Origin of the sequence: Kitasatospora sp. NPDC127035, assembly GCF_042726075.1 — a bacterium.
Classification (GTDB): domain Bacteria; phylum Actinomycetota; class Actinomycetes; order Streptomycetales; family Streptomycetaceae; genus Kitasatospora.
In genome coordinates this window covers 56,560-79,657 of record NZ_JBHXDN010000025.1, presented here as the reverse complement: position 1 = coordinate 79,657, position 23,098 = coordinate 56,560, and the positions used below count along the sequence as shown (strand labels likewise).

Sequence of the window (23,098 nt, the reverse complement as noted above, 5' to 3'; positions counted from 1 at the left end):
CACCCCTCAGCCTCCCCGTCCGGTCCGAGCCCGCGGTGCCAGGGGCCGTTCCACCGCTCACCGAGCCGGGCCGATCCACCTCAGACGCACTGAGAAAACGGGTCGCGGCCGCCGTGGGTGACCGCGCCGCACGCCCCGTTCCTCGCGGAGGACACGAAAGGCTGCGGTGCGGGTTGTGCGGGAGCTGCCTGGGCAGTCGCTGGGTATGAATCGACTTCCTGATGCGTACGGTTCCTACTGGATGCAGTCGGTCGACATGCCCGCCTACCCGTCCCTCACCGCGCCGACGGAGGCCGATGTCGTCGTGGTCGGTGCGGGCATCGCCGGTCTCAGCACCGCATGGGAACTCTCCCGTGCCGGCCTGAACGTCGTGGTGCTGGAGGCAGGACGGATCGCGGCAGGCGTCACCGGCCACACGACGGGCAAGGTCACGGCCCTGCACGCGAGCGTGTACAGCCGGCTGCGCTCCCGGCACGGGGAGGGCGCCGCCCGCCTCTACGCCGCCTCGCAGAGCGCCGCGCTGGAGCGGATCGTGGACGTGGCCGAAGAACTCGCCGTCGACTGCGAAATCGAACGGCGCCCCGCCTTCACCTACGGCGAGGACCCCGCCTCGGTCGAGGCACTGCACGCCGAGGTGACGGCCGCCCGGGACGCGGGCCTGGACGCGGTCTTCGTCACGGACACCGGCCTGCCCTTCCCGGTGGCGGGCGCCGTCAGGGTCGAGGAGCAGGCGCAGTTCCACCCTCTGAAGTACCTGCGCGCACTCGCCGACGATCTCACCGCCCACGGCGGCCGGATCTACGAGAACACGCGCGTCACCGCACTCGACGGGGGCGGGCCCCGCCGGCTCACGACCGCCTCGGGGGCAACCGCCACGGCCCGGCACGTGGTCGTGGCCACCCACCACCCCGTCTTCGACCACGCCCTGCTGTCCGCACGCCTCACCCAGCACCGCGACCTCGTCATCGCCGGTCCCGTCCCCGCAGACCAGGACCCGCAGGGCATGTACATCACCAGCGAGAGCGGCAAACGGTCCGTCCGCACCGCTCCCGGCCCGGACGGAACGCGGCTGCTGATCGTCACCGGCGAGGCGTTCACCCCCGGCGACGGCGAGGACACCGAGGCCAGGTACGCGCGGCTCCGGTCCTGGACCGAGGAACGGTTCCCCGGCTTCAGGACCACCCACCGCTGGGCCGCACAGGACAACAGCTCCACCGACACCCTCCCGCTGATCGGACGCCTGCGCCCAGGAGCCGAGCACGTCTACACCGCCACCGGCTTCGCGGGATGGGGCATGACCGGCGGCGTCGTGGCCGGACAGCTCCTGGCCGGCCTCATCACCGCAACCCCGCACCCGGCATGGGCGCAGCTCTACGACCCCCACCGCCCGGGAGCGACCCTCCGCACCGCCCCCGAGATCCTCAAGGCCCAGTGGGACGCCGGCAAGCACTTCGTGAAGGACCGCCTGGAGACCCTCGGGGACGGCACGAACGGGCCGGTGGCCGCGCTGCGCCCCGGCGAGGGCACCGTGGTGCGCGCCGACGGCAGGCCCTGCGCCGTCCACCGCGACGACCAGGGCGCACTGCACGCGGTCTCCGCCGTCTGCACCCACCTCGGCTGCCTCGTCGCCTTCAACAACGCGGAGCGGACCTGGGAGTGCCCCTGCCACGGCTCCCGCTTCGCCGTCGACGGCGAGGTGCTCCAGGGGCCCGCCCTCCATCCGCTGGAACAACGGGACACGACCCGGCTCTGATCCACGACGACCGTCAGGGGCACGCCCCGGCGGGAGCCGTCGTGTCTTCGCCGCCGGGGCGCCGCACAGACCACCGCAGGCGGGTCCCCGTCGTCCGGTTGCCGTGCCGCGGGTCGGGCACCCGCTCGGCATGGACAGCAGCGAGCGGGACCGCGGCACGGAACACGGGGGATTCGGAACGGGGCGGCCCGGGCGGGACGGAGCCGCCGGGCCCGGCACGGAGCAGGACCCTCCGCCCGAGGTAGGCGCAGCGACGGTGGAGGCGCTGGGGGTTCTGTCGAAGGCGCTGGAAGGCACGGAGCGGGCCCGGGGCCACCTCTACGGATTCCACCAGACGACCGGGGAGGCCGACCGGATGCTCGCCGAAGCGGTCCGGATGCTGCGCGAGGCCGGGCACGGCGGGCACGCAGACCTGGTGGAGCGTGAACTCGTCGGCCGGGACGTCCTGCCGGACATGTGGACGTACCAGGTCGTCGAGGCGTACGACCGCACCTACTACGAGGCGTTCGTCGCCGTCGAGGCGCAGGTCCGCGGCGACCTCGCCGCCGGCCGCCGCCACCTCGCCGAGGCGAGGATGCGCCGGGCCCGCCGCACCGTGCGGCACGAGAACGGGGAACGGTAGAAACGCCCCGCTGTCGCCACGGCCACGTGCGACACGTGCTCCCTCACCCCTTCCCGGGCCGACCTCAAGGACGGCCCCACCCGCACGCTCACCTCGCCACCCGGCCCGGATCTCCCCCGCCCGCCACACCGTCCGGTCCGGATGACGGGCTGCCCGACGCGCCGCGAGGCGGACGATCCAGACGCCCGGTCGCGGCCGCTGCCGCATGCCGCGTCGGTGAGGATCGTGCGGCCCGGCGGGCCGGCCGGATACACGGGTCGGTCCACCCGCCCGGCAGGGGCCGGACGGGTGGACCGGTGCGCGCGGTGCGTGTGGCGCCGGGGTGTGGCCGCCGAGCTCCGGAGACTGGCAGTCGAAGGCTGGGCTCTGACGTCCGGCCCCTCTCACGACGACGACGGAGAGCGACCGGGTGCGAGAGACGTACGGAGTCGCCCAGGCGATCCTGGCCGGGGGCCTGGCCCCGGCCGCGGCGGACGACCTGGCGCTGGGGATCTGCTGCCAGGACCCGGCGGCCGGCCGGCGGCTGCGCGGCCCGTGGCGGGAGATGCGTACGGAGACGGCGGCGGGCCGGCAACCGGAACCGCGTCGACAGGCGCAGGGACCGGATTCCGCGGCGGATGCGCCGGCCGTGGTGGAGGAAGGGGCGTGACGGGCACCGTGACGGGCCGCACCGACCATGTCGTCGTCGTGGGCGCGGGACTGTCGGGACTGTCCGCGGCGCTGCACCTGCTCGGCGCCGGGCGGCGGGTGACCGTCGTCGAACGCGACGGCGGGCCGGGCGGGAGGGCCGGCCGGCTCGACGCGGGCGGCTACCGCATCGACACCGGCCCCACCGTGCTGACCATGCCCTCGATCCTCGACGAGGCGTTGTCGGCGGCGGGCGGCTCGTTGGCGGAACAGGTCGAGCTGGTGCCGCTCAGCCCCGCCTACCGGGCGGCGTTCGCGGACGGCTCCACCCTCGACGTCCACAGCGAACCGGAGTTGATGGAGGAGCAGGTACGGAGGTTCGCCGGCGAGCGGGAGGTCCTGGGGTACCGCCGGCTGCGCCGGTGGATGGAGGACCTCTACCGGGTGCAGATGCGCAGCTTCATCGACGCCAACTTCGACTCCCCGCTGGACCTGCTCGGCGCGGACCTGGCGCGCCTGGCGGCACTGGGCGGCTTCGGCCGACTCGGGCCGAAGGTCGCGTCGTTCCTGCACGACGAGCGGCTACAGCGGGTGTTCTCCTTCCAGTCGCTGTACGCGGGGGTGGGACCGGGCCGCGCTCTCGCGGCGTACGCCGTCATCGCGTACATGGACACGGTGGCCGGGGTCCACTTCCCGCGCGGCGGCATGCACACCGTCGCGCGGGCCATGGCGGACACCGCGGCGGCGGCCGGCGCGCGACTGCGCTACGGGGCCGGGGTCGGCCTGCTGGAACGCGGCCCGTCGGGGCGGGTGACGGCGGTCAGGACCGACGCGGGCGAGCGGATCGGCTGCGACGCGCTGGTGCTCACGCTCGACCTGCCCGCCGCCTACCGCCTGCTGGGCCGCGCCCCGCGGCGGGTGGCCCGCCTGCGGTGGGCGCCGTCGGCGTTCGTGCTGCACGCGGGGACCGACCGGCGGTGGGAGCAGTCGGCGCACCACACCCTGTCGTTCGGCCGGGCCTGGCGCTCGACGTTCACGGAACTGACCCGGACGGGACGGCTGATGAGCGACCCCTCGCTGCTGATCACCAACCCGACGGTGACGGATCCGTCGCTGGCTCCGCCCGGGCGCCACCTGCACTACGTGCTGGCGCCCTGCCCGAACCTGGAGCAGGGCCCGATGGACTGGCACCGGATCGCACCGCGCTACCGGGACCAGGTGGTCGCGGAGCTGGAGAGGCGTGGCATGGACGGCTTCGGGGACGCCATCGAGTACGAACGACTGGTGACGCCTGCGGACTGGCAGCGGTCGGGCCTCGCCGCCGGGACGCCCTTCTCAGCCGCGCACACCCTCCGTCAGACCGGGCCGTTCCGGCCGCGCAACCTCGTCGCGGGGGAGGAGAACGTGGTGCTGGCCGGCTGCGGGACCACACCGGGCGTGGGGGTACCGACGGTGCTGCTGTCCGGGAAGCTGGCCGCCGCCCGGGTCACGGGTGTTCCGCGCGGGCGCGCCGGCCTGTCCGCGCACGCCGCGGCGACGGGCGGCGGCCGGTGAGCGCCCGGGAACTGGACAGGGCGGGGGTGTCGGACCGGGACCTGCGGCTGGCCTACGAGGAGTGCCGGCGGTTGAACGCCCGTCACGGCAGGACCTACTTCCTGGCGACCCGGCTGCTGTCACCCGCGCAGCGGCCCGCCGTGCACGCCCTGTACGGGTTCGCCCGCTGGGCCGACGACATCGTCGACGATCCGGGAGTCCCCGGGGGCCTCACGGCGCGCGCCGCCGCGCTCGACGAACTGGAGCGCCGATTCGGCACGGCGTGGCAGGACGGCCGAGGGGGGCACCCCGTGGTCGACGCCGTGGTCGACACGGCCCGCCGCTACGGCATCGGGCGGCGGCACTTCACGGACTTCCTCGCCTCCATGCGGATGGACCTCCACGTCGAGGAGTACCCGACCTTCCAGGAACTGATGACGTACGTCCACGGATCGGCGGCCGTGATCGGCCTGCAGTGCCTGCCGGTCCTCCGCACGGTCGGCCCCCAGGAGCGGGCGGCGCCGCACGCCGCCGGGCTGGGGACGGCCTTCCAGATCACCAACTTCATCCGCGACGTCGGCGAGGACCTCGACCGCGGCCGGATCTACCTGCCCGCCGACCAACTGGCGTCGCACGGGGTCGACCGCGACCTGCTGATGTGGTGCCGACGGACCGGGCGCGGCAGCACACGGGTGGCCGCCGCCCTGCGCGAGCGCATCGCGCACACCCGGGGCCTCTACCGGTACGCCTCCCTGGGCGTGCCGATACTGGCCCCCGCCTCCCGCCCGTGTGTGGCGGCGGCCCTGGTGCTCTACCGCCGGATCCTCGATGAGGTCGAACGCCACGGGGTCGAGGTGGTCCTCCACCGGCGGGTCTGCGTGTCGCACGGCCGCCGCGCGGCCGTGGCGGCCCGCGGTGCGGCCGGGGCCGCGGTCGCACGGTTCGGCGCAGCGGCCGCACGGCGCGGGGACCGCTGATGGGCGGGGACCGCGGGAACGGCCCCCTGGTACGCGGCCGCGGCCCGAGCCCCGGCACGGCGCCGAACACCGCACCACTCCCCCGGAGGAAAGACGACCCCGTGACCGAGCACGAACCGCCCCCGACCGGCCTCCTCCCCGTGCGCAGGCGCCGACGCGAACGCTGGCTCGACCAGAGTCCCACCTGGGAGCAGGCCCGCCCTGCGGTCATCCAGGCGGCCGTCGTCCGCGCGAGCGCCCGCCCCACCGGCAACTGGTACGTCCTCGGGGCGAGCAGCACCCTTCGGCCGGGCCGGTCGGCGGCCCGGTACGTGGCCGGCCGCGAACTCGTCGTATGGCGCGCAACCGGCGGTGACGTCCACGCCGGGCCCGGCGCCTGCCCCCACCTCGGAGCACCCCTGTGCGGCGGCCCCGTGGACGGCGCCGACCTCGTCTGCCACTGGCACGGGATGCGGCTCGGACCGGCCGGCACACCGGCCTGGCGCACCCATCCCTGCCACGACGACGGCGCGCTCCTGTGGGTGCGCCTGGACGGCATCGGCGGGGAGGACCCCACACCCCTTCCGCCACGCACCCGCCGCCCCGACCCGCGGACGGCGCTCACCGCCGTCACCTGCGTCGCCGGCAGGTGCGAACCCCGCGACATCCTCGCCAACCGACTCGACCCCTGGCACGGCGCCTGGTTCCACCCCTACGCGTTCGGCGCCCTGCGGGTCAGCGAGAGCCCGCCCGCCGACCTGCCCCGCGACACCCCCGCCGACACGGACCGCTTCCTCGTCGAGGTGGAATTCCGTCTGGGCCGGCGCCTCGCCGTCCCCGTCACCGCCGCATTCACCGCCCCGGGACCGCGCACCGTCGTCATGGAGATCATCAGCGGCGAAGGAACCGGCAGCGTCGTGGAGACGCACGCCACTCCCCTGCGCGGCCCGGACCGACCGGCCCGCAGCATCGTCACCGAAGCCGTCGTGGCCGCCTCCGGCCGACGCGGATTCGCCCTCGCCCGCGCCCTCGCCCCCCTCGTCCGCCCGGCCGTCCGCCGCACCGCGGCCCGTCTGTGGCGCGACGACATCGCCTACGCCGAACGACGCCACCTGCTGCGCACCCGGACGGACCCCCGGTGAGCGGGCCGGACAACGTCGACATCGTCGTCATCGGTGCCGGAGCGGCCGGCCTCACCTTCGCCCACCGGCTCGCCACCGCAGGCCCGGCCGCACCCACCGTCGCACTCGTCGAACCCTCCGACGGGGACCGCCGTCGCCCGGCCCCGCGCACCTGGTGCTTCTGGGAACCGGCGGGCGGCCCCTACGACGACCTGCTGACCGCCAGTTGGGACAGCGCAGCCCTCTGCTCCACCGACGGCACGCTCACCCGGCACGCCCTGGGACGCCAGCGCTACAAGATGCTCGACTCCGAGACCTTCCGCCGAGCCGTCCACCGACGCCTGGACCGCTGCCCCAACTTCCGGCACGTCACCGGGGTCGCCGGGGAGGTCTTCGACACGCCCGCCCACGTTCTCGTCCCCGTCGACACCGGCGCCGCCACCCGCACCCTGCGCGCCCGCTGGGTCCTCGACTCACGGCCCAGGCCACCGCGGCCGAATGCGCGGACCGCCCTGCTCCAGCACTTCCGGGGCTGGTTCGTCACCACCGACCGGCCCGCCTTCGACCCGCGTGTCCCCCTGCTGATGGACTTCCGCGTCCCCCAGCCGGCCGCGGGGCTCGCCTTCGGCTACATCCTGCCGCTGGACGAGTGCCGCGCCCTGGTCGAGTACACGGTCTTCAGCCGGCTCACCTGGCCCGAGCCCGCCTACGACCCGGCCCTGCGCGGCTACCTGCGCGACCGGATCGGCACCACCGGCTACCGGATCGACGCCGTCGAACACGGCGTCGTCCCGATGACGGACGCCACCTACCCCCGCCGCGAGAGCCCCCGCCACATCAGGATCGGCACCAGCGGCGGCGCCACCCGGCCCTCGACCGGATACAGCTTCGCCGCCAGCCGGCGCCAGGCGGACGCCGCGGCCCGGTACCTGCTCGACGGAAAGCCACCCGTACCACCGCGCCCCCACCCGCGCCGCCACCTGGCCCTGGACGCCGTGCTCCTCCGCGCCCTCGACCAGGGCCGCATCGGCCCCGACTTCTTCACCACGCTCTTCCGCGCCAACCCCGCCGAGACCGTGCTGCGCTTCCTCGACGGCGCCTCGACCGCCCGCCAGGAACTCGCCATCGGCCTGCACAGCCCGCTCGCACCGATGCTGCGCTCCTGCCTGGACATCGCGCTCCACCGCGCCCGCCGACGGCCCGCCGCCCCCGCCCACGCCCCGGAGCACCGATGACCGTCCTGCACGGCCCCGCGCTGAACGACGCCTTCAACCGCGCCTGCGGCGACTACGACCGCCTCACCGCCCTCAGCCCCGGCTACCACCGCCAACTCGCCTCGGCCGCAGCACTCCTGGGACCGGGCAGCGCAACCCCCCGACGCATCCTGGACCTCGGCTGCGGCACCGGCGCCTCCACCCTGGCCGTCACCACAGCAGACCCAGGCGCCGTCGTCACCGCCGCGGACGCGTCCGCCGGCATGCTGGAGCACGCCCGCGCGAAACCCTGGCCCCCGCGGGTCGAGTTCGTCGAGGCCCGGGCCGAGGACCTCGGGCGGCCACCGGTGCAGGGCCCCTACGACGCCGTCCTCGCCGCCTACCTCCTGCGCAACACCGCCGACCCCGACCACGTGCTGGACCGCATCCGCCAGGTCCTGCGCCCCGGCGGCCCCCTCGTCGTCCACGACTACACCCTGCGCGGACGCACCGTCGACCGCGTCCTCTGGAACGCTCTGTGCTGGGGCATCGTCATCCCCCTCGGCACGGTGGGCGCGGGCGGACCGAGGCTCTACCGCCACCTGCGCCGCAGCGTGCTCGGGTTCGACACCGCGCACGCACTGGCGGCCCGGATCGAGCGCGCGGGATTCACCGACGTCCGGGTCCACCCGGCCACCGGGTGGCAGGCCGGCGTCGTCCACACCCTGACCGCCGTCCGGCCGCCGGAGCACCCGTGACCCGCAGACCCCTGCCGCCCGGCGCCCGCGACACCCGCGCCGTCCTGTGGCCCGCCCACCACGGCGCGGCCCGCGCGGGATCCCCGCCGCCGCGCGCCGCCGTCGTCGGAGGCGGCATCGCGGGCCTGACAGCCGCCGTCGCACTCGCCGAGCGCGGCATCGCCGTCAACCTCTACGAACGCGGCCCGCACCTCGGCGGCAGACTCGCAGGCTGGGACACCACCCTCGCCGACGGCACCACCGTCACGATGAACCGCGGGTTCCACGCCTTCTTCCGTCAGTACTACAACCTCCGTGCCCTCCTGCGCCGGATCGACCCCGCACTCGGCTTCCTCACCGCCCTACCCGACTACCCGCTGCGCAGCCGTACCGGGGGGACCGACCGCTTCGCCGGGCTCCCGCGCACACCGCCGTGGAACGCCCTCCTCTTCGCCCTGAGGAGCCCCACCTTCCGGCTGACCGACCTGGCGCGCATCGACGCCCGCCGGGCCCGCCCGCTGTTCGACGTCCGCGTCCCCGACGTCTACCACGCGCTCGACACCGCCAGCGCCGCCGAGTTCCTCGCGGCCGTCAACTTCCCGCCCAAGGCCCGCCACCTCGCCTTCGAGGTCTTCTCGCGCAGCTTCTTCAGCGCCCCCGAGACTCTCTCGGCCGCCGAACTCGCCCTCATGTTCCACATCTACTTTCTCGGCTCCTCCGAGGGCCTCCTGTTCGACGTCGTCAACGAACCCTTCCCGCAAGCCCTGTGGAACCCGCTCGCCGACCGGCTGGCCGCACTGTCCGTCCGGGTGCACACCGCCACCGCCGTCCGCGCCGTCGCGCCGCGTCCCGACGGCGGCTTCGACCTCGACCTCGACGACGGCGCCGAGGCTTTCGACGCCGTCGTCCTCGCCACCGACCTCGCGGGCCTGCGGACCCTGGTGGAGCGATCCCCCCTGCTCGACGACCACGAGCTGCGGGCCTGCGCCGCCGCCGTGCGCCAGGCTCCGCCCTTCCTCGTCAGCCGCCACTGGATCGACCGGCCTGCCCGCCCCGACCGGGCCGGATTCCTCGGCACCTCCGGCTACGGCCCGCTGGACAACGTCAGCGTCGTCGAACGATGGGAGGGACAGGCCGCGCGCTGGACCGCCCGCACCGGCGGTTCGGTCCTCGAACTCCACGCCTACGCCGTGGACCCCTCGGCCGACCGCACCGCCGTACAGGATCAGGCCCTCGCCCAGAGCCGGCTGCTCTACCCCGAGACGGCGACCGCCCGCGTCGTCGACAGCCGCCACGCATGGCACTCCGACTGCCCGCTCTTCGCCGTCGGCTCACACGCGCAACGTCCACGGACCCGAACCCGGTATCCCCGACTCGTCCTCGCCGGCGACGCGGTCCGATGCCCCCTGCCCACCGCCCTCATGGAACGTGCAGCCACCACCGGCTTTGCCGCCGCGAACAGCCTCCTGCGCGCCTGGGGCCTGCGAGGACACGACCTGTGGTCGGTTCCGCCCCATGGCCGCAACACCCTGCTACGAGCCTTCGCGGCGGGTTCGCATCATCCATGAGCGCGGCGAGGCCGTGGAGACCCAGGTGGAGAGGGCCACCGCATCCGACAGCCTCGTGACACTGCGGGCCTTCCACACCGGGAAACCCCGGCCGAGCGCCTGCAAACTCATCGCGGCCATGCGAGCTCACCGGTCAAGCCACCCCCGCGGGCCTGCGGTTCCACCGGTCGTCCATCGCCCGGACTTCGCCGCAGGTCGCGTAGCGGCGGCGGCAGGTCGGCATCTCGGCGGTTGTGATCGTGATGGCGTGGGCGCCCGGCGAGAGGACATCCTCGGCGGGGCGGTCGCCGACGTAGGCCGGGACAACCTCGGGGGCCAGGATGCCGATCCGGTGCCGGGCCGCGCGGCGCTTGGCGACCAGACACAGAGCGCTACCACGGACTACGGGACAGGGCCGTTCAACGGACCGGCTTCGTGCGGGTCCTCGCGCCACTTCTCGGCGCTGATGTTCCATCGAGGTGGCGCCGATGTTCAAGCGTCGGTAGCAGTGGTCCTCCTACGCTGGTCGGAGCTGACCATGGGAGTGGCGCCCGGGCAGCGGCGCGACGTGCGTCGGACCGAGGGGAGAGTGCTGAAATCCCCTTCGGCGAGCGCCCGGTGGTCCTGAAGCCGCGGCGCCCGAACCGCCGCGGCGCCACGCCAGAACCGCAGACACCGCTCCGTGGGACGCCATGACTGCTGCACGGGGCGCCGAGTCGAAGAGGAGAAGCAATGGCTTCCGGCAAGATGAAAATGGTGCGCCTTCTGACCTCGGCACTGGCCGCAACAGGCGTGTTCACCCTGATGGGGCCGTCCGGCACTGCCTTCGCCGGCAACGTCGACTGCCAGAGCGGTAATGACTTTCTGAAGATCTGGTCGCACGGTAGCCGCTTCGGCGATGTGAACTGCTTTGCCAACGCCGGCGTCTACAAGATCGACGGATGGGTCGACCGGGTCTTCACCGGCAACAACGACATCAAGATGTACGACTACAACGGCGCCACGGTGAGCGTGAACCGGTGGTATGACGTCTCGTACCCGAACAGGCCGCTGCACATCTGGAAGGTTGAGATTCTGTAGCATGCGCGTCACTTGAGGGCGCGACGCAAGGACACCCGTCGTAGTCGCCAGGGGCGATCGGAGGAAGCTCCGCACGCAGGTCAAGTCCCTTAGGGCGTCCGCCAGTAGGTGGTGACAGCACGGCAGGCACGGCTCTCCCGATCATGGAGTCCTCTGCGCTTCATGATCACCGGGGGATCCGTGCCTGCCGTCCCCTCATGCATTCTCGACCCGATCCACGACCCATAGGGGAAGCTGGCGGTGTGCACGGCGGTCTTGTCGCCGTGGCGCTCGGTGAGCTGGTGTGCATGGATCATGACCGGGGACCTACGGGGTGTTCGGTGGGGACCGGCGGACCTGATACGTCGGCTCGTCGTCGCAGGTGCCAGTGCGGCGGACGACGACGTTGCCGCGCTTGGGGTCGGTGTCGACGGTGCGGTGGGCCTGTGTGCGCATCCGAGACCTGACCTGCCGGTAGGGGCCTCGGAAGGCCCCTACGCGACGCCCCCGTGGTGGTTGGTGTTTCACCGCCGGGAGGCCCACACCGCGACACCGAGGTGGATGGCTCCGAACCGGACGGGGACTGCTCCTGGGTTCACGCTTGCTGCTGGGCGCGAACGGTTTCACGGTCCGGGCTGGTCACCGTGGTCGCCGACGGTGTGGTGCGGGGCCAGGTCCAGGCGTACCGCAGGATGAGGGCGAGAACGATCACTTCCAGTGCGACGCCGAGGCCGTAGAAGTACGTCCAGGACTCGCCCACCGCGTTGAACGCCGCGAAGGGGACCTGTACCGAGGCCACGATGAGGTTCGTGATGCGGTTCGCCCGGGCGGGCAGCGTCATCGACAGCACGACCATGAGGATCGGGATCGCCATGACCGCGAGGAAGGTGGTCAACAACGTCTGGCTGACGTCGAACTCCCAGACGACGCCGGCCTCGATGTCATCGATGACGCCGGGCTTGAAGAAGGCGAGAATGTCCACGTAGACGTACAGGAACACGAAGCTTGTCCACGCTGCGGCGAGCTTGGCCCTCACCGGGATCCGCGGGTCTTCCAGTGCGGTGGTGGCGGGTTGACGAGTTCTCATCGCAGGCTCCGTTGTTGTGGTGAGGATCGGTAGGTCCACGATCGCTGAGCCCGGCGGCGGGCACATCGGTGTCGAGGCCGGACCCGCCTCGGCTGTTGGGAGGAGCGGCGTCTCGTTCTTTCGGTCGGTCCCCGACGCCTCGGCGGTCCCTACACTGGGTGTGTGACCACCAACACCCTGAGCTCGCTGTGGGCCGAGCCCCGCGCCACGGACGCTCCCGAACGGGTGTCGCGCGACTGGGTGCTGGTCGGGGTGCTGATGGTGACGGCGCTGCTCGAGGGAGTCCTCCGGGACGACGTCGCCTGGCGGCCGTTCGCGACGGTCGTGGCGGTCGGACTTGCGCCGGTGCTCCTGTGGCGGCGCACCCACCCGTTGGCCTGTGTCGTGGTGGCCTTCGGCACCGTGATGGCGTTGGGACTGGCGAGCCTGCTGGGCGGGGCCCCGAGCGTGGGCCTCGACACGATGATCTACATCCTGGTGCTCGTCTACGCGCTGGTCCGCTGGGGCTCGGGGCGCGAGATCGTGATCGGCCTGGCGGTGGTGGCGGTCGCCGCGGGAATCGGCACGGTCGCCGACTACACCGGGCCGGCCGACGTCATCGGCGGGTTCGCCATCCTGGCGGCGGCGGCGGACGGAGCGGCGTTCCGCTACCGCGCCGAGAGCTGGCGCCGGGCGTTGGACCAGAGCCGCAGCGAGGAGCGGGTCGGCCTCGCGCGCGAGCTGCACGACATGGTCGCCCACCACGTCTCGGCGATCGCTGTGCAGGCGCAGGCGGGCCGGGCGATGGCCGGGCAGCGACCTGAAGCGGCGCTCGAGGCGCTGGTGGTCATCGAAGGGGAAGCGTCGCGGACGCTCGCGGAGATGCGGGCGATGGTCCGGGTGCTGCGCGACGGAGCCCCGGCGGAGTACGCCCCCCAGCCCGGCGTTGCCGACCTGGTGTCCCTCGCCCGACGCGCCCCGGTCCCGGTCGTCGACGTAGAGTTGCCAGACGACCTGGACGAACTTCCGCCCCAGGTCGACGCGGCGGTCTACCGGCTGGCGCAAGAGTCGCTGACCAACGCCCTGCGGCACGCCCGCAACGCCTCGCGTGTGGAGATCCGGGTCGTCGGGGGCGCGGGAAGGCTGCGACTACGCGTGACCGACGACGGACAGATCGACCCGGCACGGTCGGTGAAGCACGGCTTCGGGCTGCTGGGGATGACCGAGCGCGTGCAACTGCTCGGCGGCACGCTGCGTGCCGGGCCTGCTCCCGAGGGCGGGTGGACGGTCGACGCCGAACTGCCGACGAAGGCACGCCGATGACGGTGCGCGTGCTGGTGGCCGACGACCAGGATCTCGTGCGCACCGGCCTGTCGATGATCCTTGACGCGCAGCCCGACATCGAGGTCGTCGGCCAGGCCGCCGACGGCCACACCGCCGTCGAGCTGGCGCATCGGCTCCGCCCCGACGTGTGCCTGGTCGACATCCAGATGCCCGGGCTCAACGGCATCGAGGTGACCAGGCTCCTCGCAGGGCGGGGCGTCCCGGACCCGATCGCGGTAGTGGTGATCACGACATTCGACCTCGACGAGTACGTCCAGGGCGCGCTCCGGGCCGGCGCCCGAGGCTTTCTGCTCAAGGACGCCGGGCCGGCGCTGCTCGTCCAGGCCGTCCATGCCGCCGCCGCCGGCGATGCCCTGATCGCGCCGAACATCACCCGGCGGCTGCTGGCCACCCTCGCCGCCGGGGAACCGTCGAGCCGACGGTCCCAACCGATCGAGCCGCTCACCGAACGCGAGGAGGAGGTGCTGACGCTGGTCGCCCGTGGCCGCACGAACGCCGAGATCGCCGCCGAGCTATTCATCGGCTTGACGACCGCCAAGACCCACGTCGCCAGCCTGCTGACCAAAATCGGCGCCCGGAACAGGGTCGAGATCGCGATGTGGGCGTACGACACCGGCCGGGTTGGGGGACTGAACCGCACCGCCATCACAGCTGCTGGGTTTCGGGGAAGACCTCGCTGAGCGCGTTCCAGAAGCCCAGCGCGCCGTCACCGACGGCGAGGACGGGGGCGCGCATGCCCCGGCGGGCGCAGTCCCGCAGCAGGCAGGCCCAGGAAGCGATCAGTTCCTTGGTGCCGTCGGCCCGCGCGCCCCTCAGCACCAGGACGGACGCCTTGGTCTGGTCGAGGCGGATGCGCAGGTGGATGCCGTCGGCCCACACGTAGACGTAGTCGGCGGTGGACAGGTCGCGCTCGCTGAAGGCGACGTGGTCGGCCTGCCACAGCTGCGTGAGCCGGGTGACGGTGGCCGGGGACAGGCCGGCGGGGAACTGCTCCGGGGAACTGCTCCTCCAGTACGGGCACGAAGCCACCCGAGGACAGGCCGTGCAGGTAGAGCGGCGGCAGCACCTCGCTGATCTTCGATGACTTGCGACACCAGGGCGGCAGGATCGCCGAGGAGAACCGCCTGCGCCCCCAGTGACTTCGTCGACGCGGCGGTCGTTGACGCGTGGGGCCCTGACCTTGACCGCGCCCGCGGATGTGGTGACCTTCCGCGGCTGGTGGTGCCCGTTGCGGACCACCGTGCTGCGCCCCTGCTCGTCCCGCTGACCGGCCGACTCGGCTGTGTGGGCGTTGACCTCGGCCTCCAGCGCGGCGACCGGCATCCGCCGCGCGCCTTCCCGGACGATCTCGTCGATCAGGAAGCCGTTTGGCGTGGTGCCGTCGGCGTTGACCACCGTGAGCACGGGCATGCCTTCCCGGCCGACGGTGCAACGTCGGCCTACTCGACGACCATCAATCGATCACTCCGGAAGGTACGCCTCCCGAGCCCGATCCACCGGTCTTGAGCATTGCTCGGCATCCAGGCACCTCCCGGACAGGCACTGAGCATGGGCATCATTCCGTTTCCGTCAATGAATCCATGCTGAAGCAGCCATTGCGGCAGCACTATGACCCTTTGCAGGATGGGATGCATAGAAGCACGGCCGACGAGGCCTTCGCGACAGTGATTACTGCGCCCGTCGGGAACACGACCGTCACCCACTCCCCCGAATGATGGAGTCCGCCTCCGCAGCCAATGAGATGCTGCGCATGACCGCCCAGCAATCAGAGGAGGTTCAATGGTCAGGAAATCCGTGATCCCCTATGACAGGACCATAAAGTTGGCAATTTCGCCCCATCCGCGAGTCGGTCCGGAGCACCTGACGCAAAACGCCCCGTCCGACGCCGGCGGCGGCCTCTGAAGCGACTCCCGAGCTGACACACGGTCACATCGGCGCCGTCACAACGAACAGCTCCGCCGGGCACCTGCCGCCAGTAAGGTTCGAACTGTTCGTCAGCAAAGCGAAAACCGAGGCCCATCAGAAGGCCAAGGCCGTGGCGAAGAACTCCACAATTTCATGGATTAGCGCAGCACCCAAGATCCTGTTACGAGATCCGAGGAGAGCAAGGATTCATGACCGCGACCGACAAGCTCGAACACGCAGTGGAGTTCGCTATTCACATCACCGCCCCGAAGATTCCGGAGGATGGATGTGACATCTTTCGGTGCGACCGCATGGAGCAGACGGGTGCGGCATATCCGGCTCCTGCATTCGTTCCGGACCATAGCGGGGAATTTGAAATCAGCACTCGCGCCGTCACGGTGCTCGGCGCGGTCATCGCCGATGTGCTCCGGACGTCACCCCCGGGGACCTTACGCGGTGTGCCCTTTTGCGAGGAGAACCGGGTGATGATGCATGTGGTGCGGCGCAACGCCTGGTGGTTGGTCCAGCGCGGCGTCAGCCGGTTGAACATCTCAGCGGGGACGTTCCTGGTGCACCGCGGCGGCGCTCCCATCCACGAGGCCGTGCGCGACACCGCAGCAAGCGTGCTCGTCCTGCCGGCCTCGCCGGTCGGTCGGCTCAGGGGCCATCGGCTGATCACCGGGTCGGCCGACACCCCGGAGATGCGGATGCCCCTCACCCACGTCCGGATGACCGACGAGACGCTCACCGATCTGGCTCCGTCCGGGTCGCATGCCGGTCGCGGCACGCTGATCGAGTTGGGCGGCGGAGTGGTGACCGGGCAACCCGACGACTCCAAGCCGCGGCTGACGTCCCTCCTGGTGCGCGCGGTGAAGGACATCATCGATCGCCGATTGACCGATCCCGACCTCTCCCCGGCGGCGCTGGCCCGTGCTCTCAACATCTCCGTACGCACCCTGCATCGGGCATTCGCGACCGCTGCAGCGGACCGTTCGGGCATCAGGGGCGGGACCGCTGTCGGTAGGGCGGAGACGGTCGCCGGGTACATCCGCGGGCGCCGGCTCGAACAGGCACGGTCCGCCCTGAGCGCCCGGGTCGGGCGGCCCAGCGTGGCAGAGGTCGCCGCTCGCTGGCAGTTCGCTGACAGTAGCCACTTCATCCGGGCCTTCAAGCGCCGGTACGGTCAGACTCCGGCCGCATACGCTCGCGACCGTGACCGCGCTGGGCATCCCGGGGAGTGACTGAGCCTCTTCAGAAGGGCCCCGATCGGGTGACGGCCGGGCAGGTCGAGCTTTGTGGACCGGGAAGGCAGTGGTCTCCGCGATCGTCGCGTTCGCCCAGGGCCTCGCTGCACAACTCGCGCCGAAGGCATCCGCGTCAACGCCGACGCCCCCGGACCGGTGTGGACGCCTCAGGACGTCTTTCATCACCGGTGAGATCGTCAACGCCACCGGCGGAACGCCTCTGCCCTGAATCCCCATCCTGCGGGAGTTAATGGGCGTTCACCCCTGGCTCCGGGGTTTCATGTTCCGCGCTAGGTCGGGTTGGTATCTCAGGGCACCGACGGGTCATGAGGTCGATCGTCGCGACGTGGATCACGGCCTCGGAGCGGGAGCCTGCTCCGCGTGCTCCCGAGGACGCGATGCCGGACACTCCTGTATGGAGGCCGGCGTATTTCGCGCGGGCCATAGCGAGGTGTTCGGCGTGCTTGAGGTCCCGCTCTGGCTGTGGGGGGCGTTCGCCGCGACGGTGGTCGTGTCGCTGGCGGTGGACCTGCTGTCCCACCGCACCGAACACGTCATCCACTTCAAGGAGGCAGCCGCCTGGAGCTGCTTCTGGGTAGGCCTCGCCCTGATCTTCGGCGTGGTCGTCTTCCTCGTCCTCGGCACCACCGCCGGCACCGAGTACACGACGGCCTGGCTGCTGGAGAAGAGCCTGTCGGTCGACAACCTGTTCGTCTTCGCCGTGATCTTCGCGTACTTCAAAGTGCCCCGCGCCTACCAACACCGCGTGCTGTTCTTCGGCGTCATCGGCGCACTCGTCTTCCGCGGGATCTTCCTCGCCCTCGGCGTCGCCGTGGTCAGCCGTTTCACCGCGGTGCTGTTCGTCTTCGCGGCGGTGCTCTTCTACAGCGCCTACAAACTCCTCAAGGACGAGGAGGAGAGTTTCGACCCGGGCGACAGCTTCGCCGTCCGGATGCTCCGCAAGATCATCCCGGTCCGGGACGAGTACGCCGGGGCGAAGTTCTTCGTCAGGGAAGCCGGCAAGAGAGTGGCGACTCCGCTGCTCGCGGTGGTCGTGGCCATCGAGGCCGCGGACCTCATCTTCGCTGTCGACAGTGTTCCGGCCGTCCTCGCGGTCAGCGACGACGCCTTCATCGTCTACACCAGCAACGCGTTCGCCATCCTCGGCCTGAGGGCCCTCTACTTCATGCTCGCCGGCCTCCTGGACCGCTTCCACTACCTGAGCAAGGGCCTGGCGGTCATCCTCGCCTTCATCGGCGTCAAGCTCGTCCTTCAGGCGTCCCACAAGATGATCAGCTCCGACATCCCGGAAATCCCCTCACCGCTCAGTCTGGCAGTCATCGCCGTCGTCCTGGCGGGTTCCGTGGTGCTCAGTCTCAGAAGGCCCGCCCCGACAGGAGCTGTGGAGCAGACCGACGAACAGCGAGCCGCCGTCGCGGCCACCGAGCAGCCCGGCCCACCACCTGCGGTGGACGACCCTGAGCCCCCGACCGGTTCAGCGGACCGGGACCCCTGACCCCGCCCGCGCCCCCGGCAAGGAGGCAGGGCACTTCCCCCTATCCCCATACGGGCATATCGTAAAGAAATGGTCAAAGGAAAGAGTGAGTCCGAAGCATACGTATGTCCGGCCTGCAAGAAATCCGTGCCGGTCGCAGTCCACCGCCGCGTGACCTGCGGCGTATTCGTTCCCGTGTGGGGCCCGGGTGCATGTCACAACCGCGACTGCCCCGACTTCCGGTTGAACCCCAGACGCAAGCACTCCCCGACCCGGTAGCGAAATCGACAGCGCGGCGACGGCCGGCCCGGCCCGGTGGAGGTTGCCCCCGCGTCACCTCAGGCAGACGCCGAGGAGCATGCCACGGTCGTTCTGCTCGGCGCGGGCGAGGACGTTCGACCGGTGGATGTCACGCGCCTGGTGCTCGATCGCAGCGTCCGGCCGGTCGCGCAGTGCGCGTGGGTTCAGGGCCTCGACCTCGACGGTGTTGTGCGGGTCCGGCTCTTCGCGAAGGCACTCGTCCAGGAGCCGCTTGAGGTTGCCGTCGTCGGTGCCGGCCTCGTGCGACGCGGGCCGCCCGCTGCCACGTGTTCGTGCTGCCCTGGCAGGACGATCGCCGCGCCGTTTGGAGGACCGAAAAGACCGACGACGGGGTCCTCATCTTCGACATGGACGGGCAGCCGCTGAGCGATGACGGCGATCTCCTGGCCGGGCAGACCGAAACCTCGACGAACATCCCATGGCGCTTCGAGCCCGTAACCGCCACCCCCGAGGAGCCCACCGAGGAGTAGGACGAGGGGGCTTGATGGTGGCGGCGGCGAGCATCCCGGCGTCAGCGGCCGACCGCATCCCCATCCGGGGCCCGGGAACACCGGGCTGCCGGGTGCGGATACGGCCGGCCGGGAGGTGGTCCCGGTGCGGCTAGAGCAGACGGGACAGGGTGCCCTCCACGATGGTCCCCGCCGTACCGGTGTTGACGAAGTCGCCGTACCTGTAGTGGGCCCGGAACACCTTTGACGAGCCGGTCCTGCACTCGGGGCTGTCGAGACGCAGGCTGCTGTTCCCGTACCCGTTGTTGTAGCTCCACGTGAATGAACCCGGTGTGAACGTGGTGTTCGTGAACACCTTGAGGCCCGGGGTGGCCTGGGTCACGGTAGTACCGGTCACGACGACCGTGGCCAGCCCGTTCTGCACGGACCCGCCGTACATTCCCATGCTCGTCAGTTTCGCGTCGCCGGTGAAAGCGCTGACGAGGCCGACGGCTTCCCAGTCCGAGATTGTGCCGCCGCAGGTGGCAGCCGCTGCCGGGCCGGCCGTAACCAGACCCAGGCCGGCTGTCGCGACGGCCAAGGCAACCGCGGAAACACGCGCACGAAGGTTCACTGATCCTCCATCTTCATCTTTTGAATTGGGCGTCCTATGGTGGCCCGTCAGGTTTAAGGCTGAGTCAGGGCCTCAAGAGACGGTGCGGAAAATGTAGAACACCCCGGCGGGTGTCGTGTGAAAGTCGCCCTCATCTGGCTTGATAGGTCCGGCCGCGACCGACCGGGCTCCCTAACCACGAGCACTCGATCACCTCGATCGCCGAGCTCCTCGGTGTCAGCCCCGGCACCCTCGACAACCACATCCCCGACCTGCAAGAACTACGCGCCAGCCGCCTCCCGGCCCAGCTCGGCGGGGGCGCGCGGTGATCCCCGGCCTGCACCGGATCAAGGGCGGCGCGGACCAGGGCCGGGCGGTGGTCGGGCATCAGCTCGGGCCAGGGCCGGCCGTGCAGGCCGGGGCCGCTGATGATCTCCATGAACGGCCCCTTCCCCCGGTCCGGATCGGACCACTCCACCGCCGGGCGAACAACATCTTCGGCCAGCCGCATGGTGCTGCGGGCGCGAATCGCCTGACATGCGGCTCGGGACCGTGGGAGAGTCGGAGGTGACCCCGGATCAGTTTCCCGCTGGTCAGGGCCTCCCTGGTCCGAACCGCCGCGAGAACGATCAGTGCCCGATCGGGGGCCGGGGCTCGGCCTGGCCGGCCCGGCGGGACTGCCGTCGGGTGGTGCGCCTGCTCATGAGAGTGATCGCCGCCCAGGTGATCAGCGACTCGGAGTGCTGGACGAGGCGTTCGTGGTCGCGGGCGTGACGGCGGGCGTTCACGATCCAGGCGATCGACCCCTCCACCACCCGACGCCGCTTGATCACCACGAAGCCCTTCGCGCCCTTCGGCCGGCCGACCGTGCTCAGGGTCAGGTTCAAGTACTTCTTCGCCCAGCCGCCGAGCTTGGGGGCCGCGTAACCGGAGTCGGCCCAGACGATCGTGATCTCCGGGCGCATCAGACGGAGCCGGAACAGCACCTCCTTCGCGGCGTCACGGTCGGTCATGTCGGCCGGGGTGACCATGACGAACAGCGGCAGGCCGTGGGTGTCGACCACCAGGTGGCGCTTGCGGCCGTTGATCTTCTTCGCGCCGTCGTAGCCGCGCGAGTCGCGGCCGACAGTGTCGGCGGCCTTCACCGACTGCGTCGACCTGCCGGCCGGTCCGCCGCTTGGCCGCCTCCGCCGTCCACCGGGCCTTGCCCTCCGGCGGGGTGGGGACCGCCGCGAACCGCTCGGCCTCGTCCGGTATCGACGCCAGGATCCGGTGGACCGTGAACGACACCCCGTCCGCCCGGCGCTCCTTCGGCCACTTCGAGGACGTCCAGCGGGAGTCCTTGATCGCGGAGTAGTTCAGGCCGATGTCCTCGGCCAGGCGGAACAGCGAGTCCTTGACCGTGAACAGCTCCTCCGCCGGCGCCGACCCGCCCGGCTCGCGCATCGGCTCCACCTCCAGCGCGTAGTCGCCGATCGTGAACTGCGCGCGGCTGGCCTCCTCGACCAGCTTCCGCAGCACGGCCCCCTCGGCCGCCACCCGCCAGTCGCGGCCCGGCCGGCCGAGACCCGAGTCCGAGCCTCGGCCGGCCTGTCACATCACTGGCTCACACGATCCTTCGGAGGGAGTGCCATGAATTCGGTGGACACCCTGATCAAGGAGGACGCTGATGACCTCGCTGACGGATCACCAGATTGGGTCGGCTCCTGACGGAACTGTTTCGCCGGAGGCGGGATCGGCCGATGCCTTGGAATAGCAGGGCCGGGCGATCAGCGCCAGGCTCACGTGGTCACCGGACCTTTGCAACGCCCCTGCTATTCCAGGGCCTCGGCGTCCTCGGCCTCCTCGTCGACCACGGCGGCAGGCGAATATCCGGAGATGTCCAAATACCACATGAAGCGACCGTTGCTCATGTCGGGGGACGGTGTCCGGGTGACCTTCTGTTCCTTGTCGTTGGGGTCGGCCTTGAGATAGCTGTTCTGCCAGTGAGACTTGAGGTAGACCAGGTCACCGGTTCGCAGGACGCGCCTCCCCTTGTGGGTGAAGGAGGTGGCAACGCCCGTCGGCCCCACCTCCACCTTGGGATACGTGTAGCCCGGATGATGGGACTTCGCGACGAACGCGTCGGCCACCACAAGCGAGCCACCGCCCTGGGGGACGGTGATGTTCTTGCCTGCGCCCATGTTCAGGCCCCCGTTGGCGTTGAGGCCGCCGTGGAGGTTCACCGTGGCCTGCGCCGCGGTGTCGAAGCGGCCCGTCTTGAGCCAGAGATACCCGGTCGCCCCGGGGTCGAGCGTGACATTGCCGCCGGCGGTGACGTCACCGGTAGCAGCGAGGGTACCGTTGACCGTGACACTGCCGTTGAGGCCGAGCACGCCGGCCCCGCGTCCGTTGATCTGGCTGGCCGCGATGCTGATCGTACTGATGGCGCCGCTGTATGTTCCATCGCCGGTGACCGAGAGAACGCCGTCGGCGAAAGTGACTTTCACCTTCTTGGCGATATTCACGGCACTTGGCATGTTCTCGATAGTGAGCGCAGCGTTTTCGGGCGACTTGATGGCCTTCGCGATGATGGCATTGCTGAATTCGGTGCTGCTGTTCGAGACGGTCAAGGCTCCGCCTGCGATGGTCAGGGGCCTCTCATTGGGCGCTGTGGCGCTGTAGGGACCACGGATTTCCCCGACGCGGAGGACCTTGCCGGCCGCCTGGGTGACATGCCCGTTGAACACGCTGTCGCTGGCGGCAGTCACCGTGGTCACGGCGATGTCGGGGTCGTTGACCTTGATGTAGGTGGTGAGATAGCGAACTTCGTTCCCCATCTTCGCTTCGAGGGTGAAGCTCGAGTCGTCGACCAGCTCCACCGGGGAGGTCCAGCTGCCGCCGCCGGCCGTGGACGATCCCTGGGTGCCGTCCGGCTTGCGGTAGTACATGGTGTACGTCGCGTGGGGGGTGCCTTCCCAGTGGAGGGTGGCCTTGGTGTTGCGGCCGATGGCCACGGAGGCCGGGCGGAAGCTGTGCAGGTAGAACGAGTCGTCGCGCTTGCTGACCTCGCCCCGGCCGGCGCGGTCCTCGAATCGGCCGGTTGCCCCGGCGGCCGAGGTGGACTCCTCCCAGACGATCGCGACCGGGCCGACGCCGCCGTTGACCTCGATGCCCCACAACTCCAGCTCGACGCTCCAGGTTCCGTCGAACGCGGCGGGCTCGCCCGGCGGCGGTGAGCAGGTGAAGACGACCTGGTTGGGGTCACGGGTGTCGCGCTCGACGGTCCACTGCCGTTTGCCCTCCGGCACGGTCAACTCGTGCCGGATCAGGGATGGTTCGCTGGTCAGGGCGGAAGCCTGGCGGCCGGTCGGGATGCGGACCTTGAACCACTTGCAGTGCACGGGCCAGTTACCGCCGGACTTCACCTTGCCGTAGGTGAAGGTCAGTTTGGCGTACTCCGGTTTCGCGAAGGTCGAGACATTCAGCGTGCCGGGCTCCGGAACCATGGCGGGCGGGAGCAGCATGGGGAGGTCAGCGGTGGTCACGGCTGTG

At 71.1% G+C, this 23,098-nt stretch carries 19 protein-coding genes and 4 pseudogenes; 16 read left to right on the top strand and 7 right to left on the bottom strand.

Translation table 11 applies throughout. The features are described 5' to 3' along the window. Nucleotides 1-205: 205 nt before the first annotated feature. The 10 genes from ACFWIC_RS19075 to ACFWIC_RS19030 all read left to right on the top strand — a co-directional run bounded on the left by ACFWIC_RS19075 (nt 206) and on the right by ACFWIC_RS19030 (nt 11,169). Complete coding sequence (locus tag ACFWIC_RS19075) at nt 206-1,753, top strand: FAD-dependent oxidoreductase (RefSeq protein WP_380519520.1); 1,548 nt, start codon at nt 206-208, stop codon at nt 1,751-1,753. A gap of 256 nt (nt 1,754-2,009) precedes the next feature. Beyond that, nucleotides 2,010-2,375, top strand: a complete 366-nt coding sequence (locus tag ACFWIC_RS19070) for a hypothetical protein (protein WP_380519519.1) — start codon at nt 2,010-2,012, stop codon at nt 2,373-2,375. A 409-nt stretch (nt 2,376-2,784) separates the two neighbouring features. After that, nucleotides 2,785-3,024, top strand: coding sequence for a hypothetical protein (locus tag ACFWIC_RS19065; protein ID WP_380356181.1), 240 nt, complete (start codon nt 2,785-2,787; stop codon nt 3,022-3,024). Beyond that, on the top strand, nt 3,021-4,556 hold the full coding sequence (gene crtI / locus ACFWIC_RS19060) for a phytoene desaturase family protein (protein ID WP_380519517.1): 1,536 nt from the start codon (nt 3,021-3,023) through the stop codon (nt 4,554-4,556). Before ACFWIC_RS19065 ends, crtI begins: the two co-directional genes overlap by 4 nt. Beyond that, entirely contained in the window at nt 4,553-5,512 is a 960-nt protein-coding gene (locus ACFWIC_RS19055; protein ID WP_380519515.1) for a phytoene/squalene synthase family protein, read from the top strand. Before crtI ends, ACFWIC_RS19055 begins: the two co-directional genes overlap by 4 nt. Before the next feature lie 101 nt (nt 5,513-5,613). Next, entirely contained in the window at nt 5,614-6,633 is a 1,020-nt protein-coding gene (locus tag ACFWIC_RS19050) for a DUF5914 domain-containing protein (protein WP_380519513.1), read from the top strand. Continuing rightward, on the top strand, nt 6,630-7,847 hold the full coding sequence (locus ACFWIC_RS19045) for a lycopene cyclase family protein (RefSeq protein WP_380519511.1): 1,218 nt from the start codon (nt 6,630-6,632) through the stop codon (nt 7,845-7,847). Before ACFWIC_RS19050 ends, ACFWIC_RS19045 begins: the two co-directional genes overlap by 4 nt. Next, entirely contained in the window at nt 7,844-8,563 is a 720-nt protein-coding gene (locus ACFWIC_RS19040; protein WP_380519509.1) for a class I SAM-dependent methyltransferase, read from the top strand. The genes ACFWIC_RS19045 and ACFWIC_RS19040 overlap by 4 nt, the downstream gene beginning before the upstream one ends. Next, nucleotides 8,560-10,110 carry an FAD-dependent oxidoreductase gene (locus tag ACFWIC_RS19035; protein ID WP_380519507.1) on the top strand — a complete coding sequence of 517 codons (1,551 nt, stop codon included), beginning with the start codon at nt 8,560-8,562 and terminating at the stop codon, nt 10,108-10,110. Before ACFWIC_RS19040 ends, ACFWIC_RS19035 begins: the two co-directional genes overlap by 4 nt. 711 nt (nt 10,111-10,821) lie before the next feature. After that, entirely contained in the window at nt 10,822-11,169 is a 348-nt protein-coding gene (locus ACFWIC_RS19030) for a beta/gamma crystallin domain-containing protein (protein ID WP_380519505.1), read from the top strand. 306 nt (nt 11,170-11,475) lie between these two features. On the opposite strand, the gene ACFWIC_RS19025 is transcribed toward ACFWIC_RS19030, so the two are convergent. Together ACFWIC_RS19025 and ACFWIC_RS19020 are read right to left on the bottom strand one after the other, a co-directional pair. Beyond that, nucleotides 11,476-11,604, bottom strand: coding sequence for a hypothetical protein (locus ACFWIC_RS19025; RefSeq protein ID WP_380519503.1), 129 nt, complete (start codon nt 11,602-11,604; stop codon nt 11,476-11,478). A 139-nt stretch (nt 11,605-11,743) separates the two neighbouring features. Further along, nucleotides 11,744-12,235, bottom strand: a complete 492-nt coding sequence (locus ACFWIC_RS19020) for a DUF6326 family protein (protein ID WP_380356202.1) — start codon at nt 12,233-12,235, stop codon at nt 11,744-11,746. 162 nt (nt 12,236-12,397) lie between these two features. On the opposite strand from ACFWIC_RS19020, the gene ACFWIC_RS19015 reads away from it, so the two are divergent. Then, complete coding sequence (locus ACFWIC_RS19015; RefSeq protein WP_380356205.1) at nt 12,398-13,537, top strand: sensor histidine kinase; 1,140 nt, start codon at nt 12,398-12,400, stop codon at nt 13,535-13,537. Continuing rightward, nucleotides 13,534-14,238, top strand: coding sequence for a response regulator (locus tag ACFWIC_RS19010; RefSeq protein WP_380519501.1), 705 nt, complete (start codon nt 13,534-13,536; stop codon nt 14,236-14,238). Before ACFWIC_RS19015 ends, ACFWIC_RS19010 begins: the two co-directional genes overlap by 4 nt. Here the strand turns inward: ACFWIC_RS19010 and ACFWIC_RS19005 are convergent. Next, nucleotides 14,210-14,962 (bottom strand): annotated as a pseudogene (locus ACFWIC_RS19005) (transposase); the annotation flags it as partial. The gene ACFWIC_RS19010 and the pseudogene ACFWIC_RS19005 sit on opposite strands and share 29 nt — an antisense overlap. 710 nt (nt 14,963-15,672) lie before the next feature. Between ACFWIC_RS19005 and ACFWIC_RS19000 the strand changes: the two are divergent. From ACFWIC_RS19000 to ACFWIC_RS18985, 4 genes and pseudogenes are all read left to right on the top strand, one after another. After that, nucleotides 15,673-16,704, top strand: coding sequence for a helix-turn-helix domain-containing protein (locus tag ACFWIC_RS19000; RefSeq protein WP_380519499.1), 1,032 nt, complete (start codon nt 15,673-15,675; stop codon nt 16,702-16,704). 79 nt (nt 16,705-16,783) lie between these two features. Then, nucleotides 16,784-16,936, top strand: a pseudogene (locus tag ACFWIC_RS18995) (NAD(P)-dependent dehydrogenase); the annotation flags it as partial. A gap of 231 nt (nt 16,937-17,167) precedes the next feature. Further along, nucleotides 17,168-18,223: a TerC family protein gene (locus ACFWIC_RS18990; RefSeq protein WP_380519497.1), complete on the top strand. Its 1,056-nt coding sequence runs from the start codon at nt 17,168-17,170 to the stop codon at nt 18,221-18,223. 566 nt (nt 18,224-18,789) lie between these two features. Continuing rightward, the gene (locus ACFWIC_RS18985; protein ID WP_380519495.1) at nt 18,790-18,993 is read left to right on the top strand and encodes a hypothetical protein; all 204 of its coding nucleotides are present in this window, start codon (nt 18,790-18,792) and stop codon (nt 18,991-18,993) included. A 130-nt stretch (nt 18,994-19,123) separates the two neighbouring features. Here ACFWIC_RS18985 and ACFWIC_RS18980 read toward each other — a convergent pair whose 3' ends face one another. The 4 genes and pseudogenes from ACFWIC_RS18980 to ACFWIC_RS18965 form a co-directional block, all read right to left on the bottom strand. Further along, a complete protein-coding gene (locus ACFWIC_RS18980; protein ID WP_380519493.1) occupies nt 19,124-19,417 on the bottom strand; it encodes a hypothetical protein in 294 nt (97 codons plus the stop codon). A gap of 830 nt (nt 19,418-20,247) precedes the next feature. Next, nucleotides 20,248-20,715, bottom strand: a pseudogene (locus ACFWIC_RS18975) (transposase); the annotation flags it as partial. Between the two features lie 58 nt (nt 20,716-20,773). Then, nucleotides 20,774-21,010 (bottom strand): annotated as a pseudogene (locus tag ACFWIC_RS18970) (DUF6192 family protein); the annotation flags it as partial. Nucleotides 21,011-21,378: 368 nt separating this feature from the next. Continuing rightward, a complete protein-coding gene (locus ACFWIC_RS18965) occupies nt 21,379-23,091 on the bottom strand; it encodes a hypothetical protein (RefSeq protein WP_380519491.1) in 1,713 nt (570 codons plus the stop codon). Between the last annotated feature and the right edge of the window lie 7 nt (nt 23,092-23,098).

Coding starts and splice junctions, on each gene's coding strand:
- ACFWIC_RS19025 (WP_380519503.1), bottom strand. CDS start 11,604: ATGCGCACACAGGCCCACCGCACCGTCGACACCGACCCCAAGCGCGGC.
- ACFWIC_RS19020 (WP_380356202.1), bottom strand. CDS start 12,235: ATGAGAACTCGTCAACCCGCCACCACCGCACTGGAAGACCCGCGGATC.
- ACFWIC_RS19000 (WP_380519499.1), top strand. CDS start 15,673: ATGACCGCGACCGACAAGCTCGAACACGCAGTGGAGTTCGCTATTCAC.
- ACFWIC_RS19010 (WP_380519501.1), top strand. CDS start 13,534: ATGACGGTGCGCGTGCTGGTGGCCGACGACCAGGATCTCGTGCGCACC.
- ACFWIC_RS19030 (WP_380519505.1), top strand. CDS start 10,822: ATGGCTTCCGGCAAGATGAAAATGGTGCGCCTTCTGACCTCGGCACTG.
- ACFWIC_RS18980 (WP_380519493.1), bottom strand. CDS start 19,417: ATGGGAATGTACGGCGGGTCCGTGCAGAACGGGCTGGCCACGGTCGTC.
- ACFWIC_RS19040 (WP_380519509.1), top strand. CDS start 7,844: ATGACCGTCCTGCACGGCCCCGCGCTGAACGACGCCTTCAACCGCGCC.
- ACFWIC_RS19075 (WP_380519520.1), top strand. CDS start 206: ATGAATCGACTTCCTGATGCGTACGGTTCCTACTGGATGCAGTCGGTC.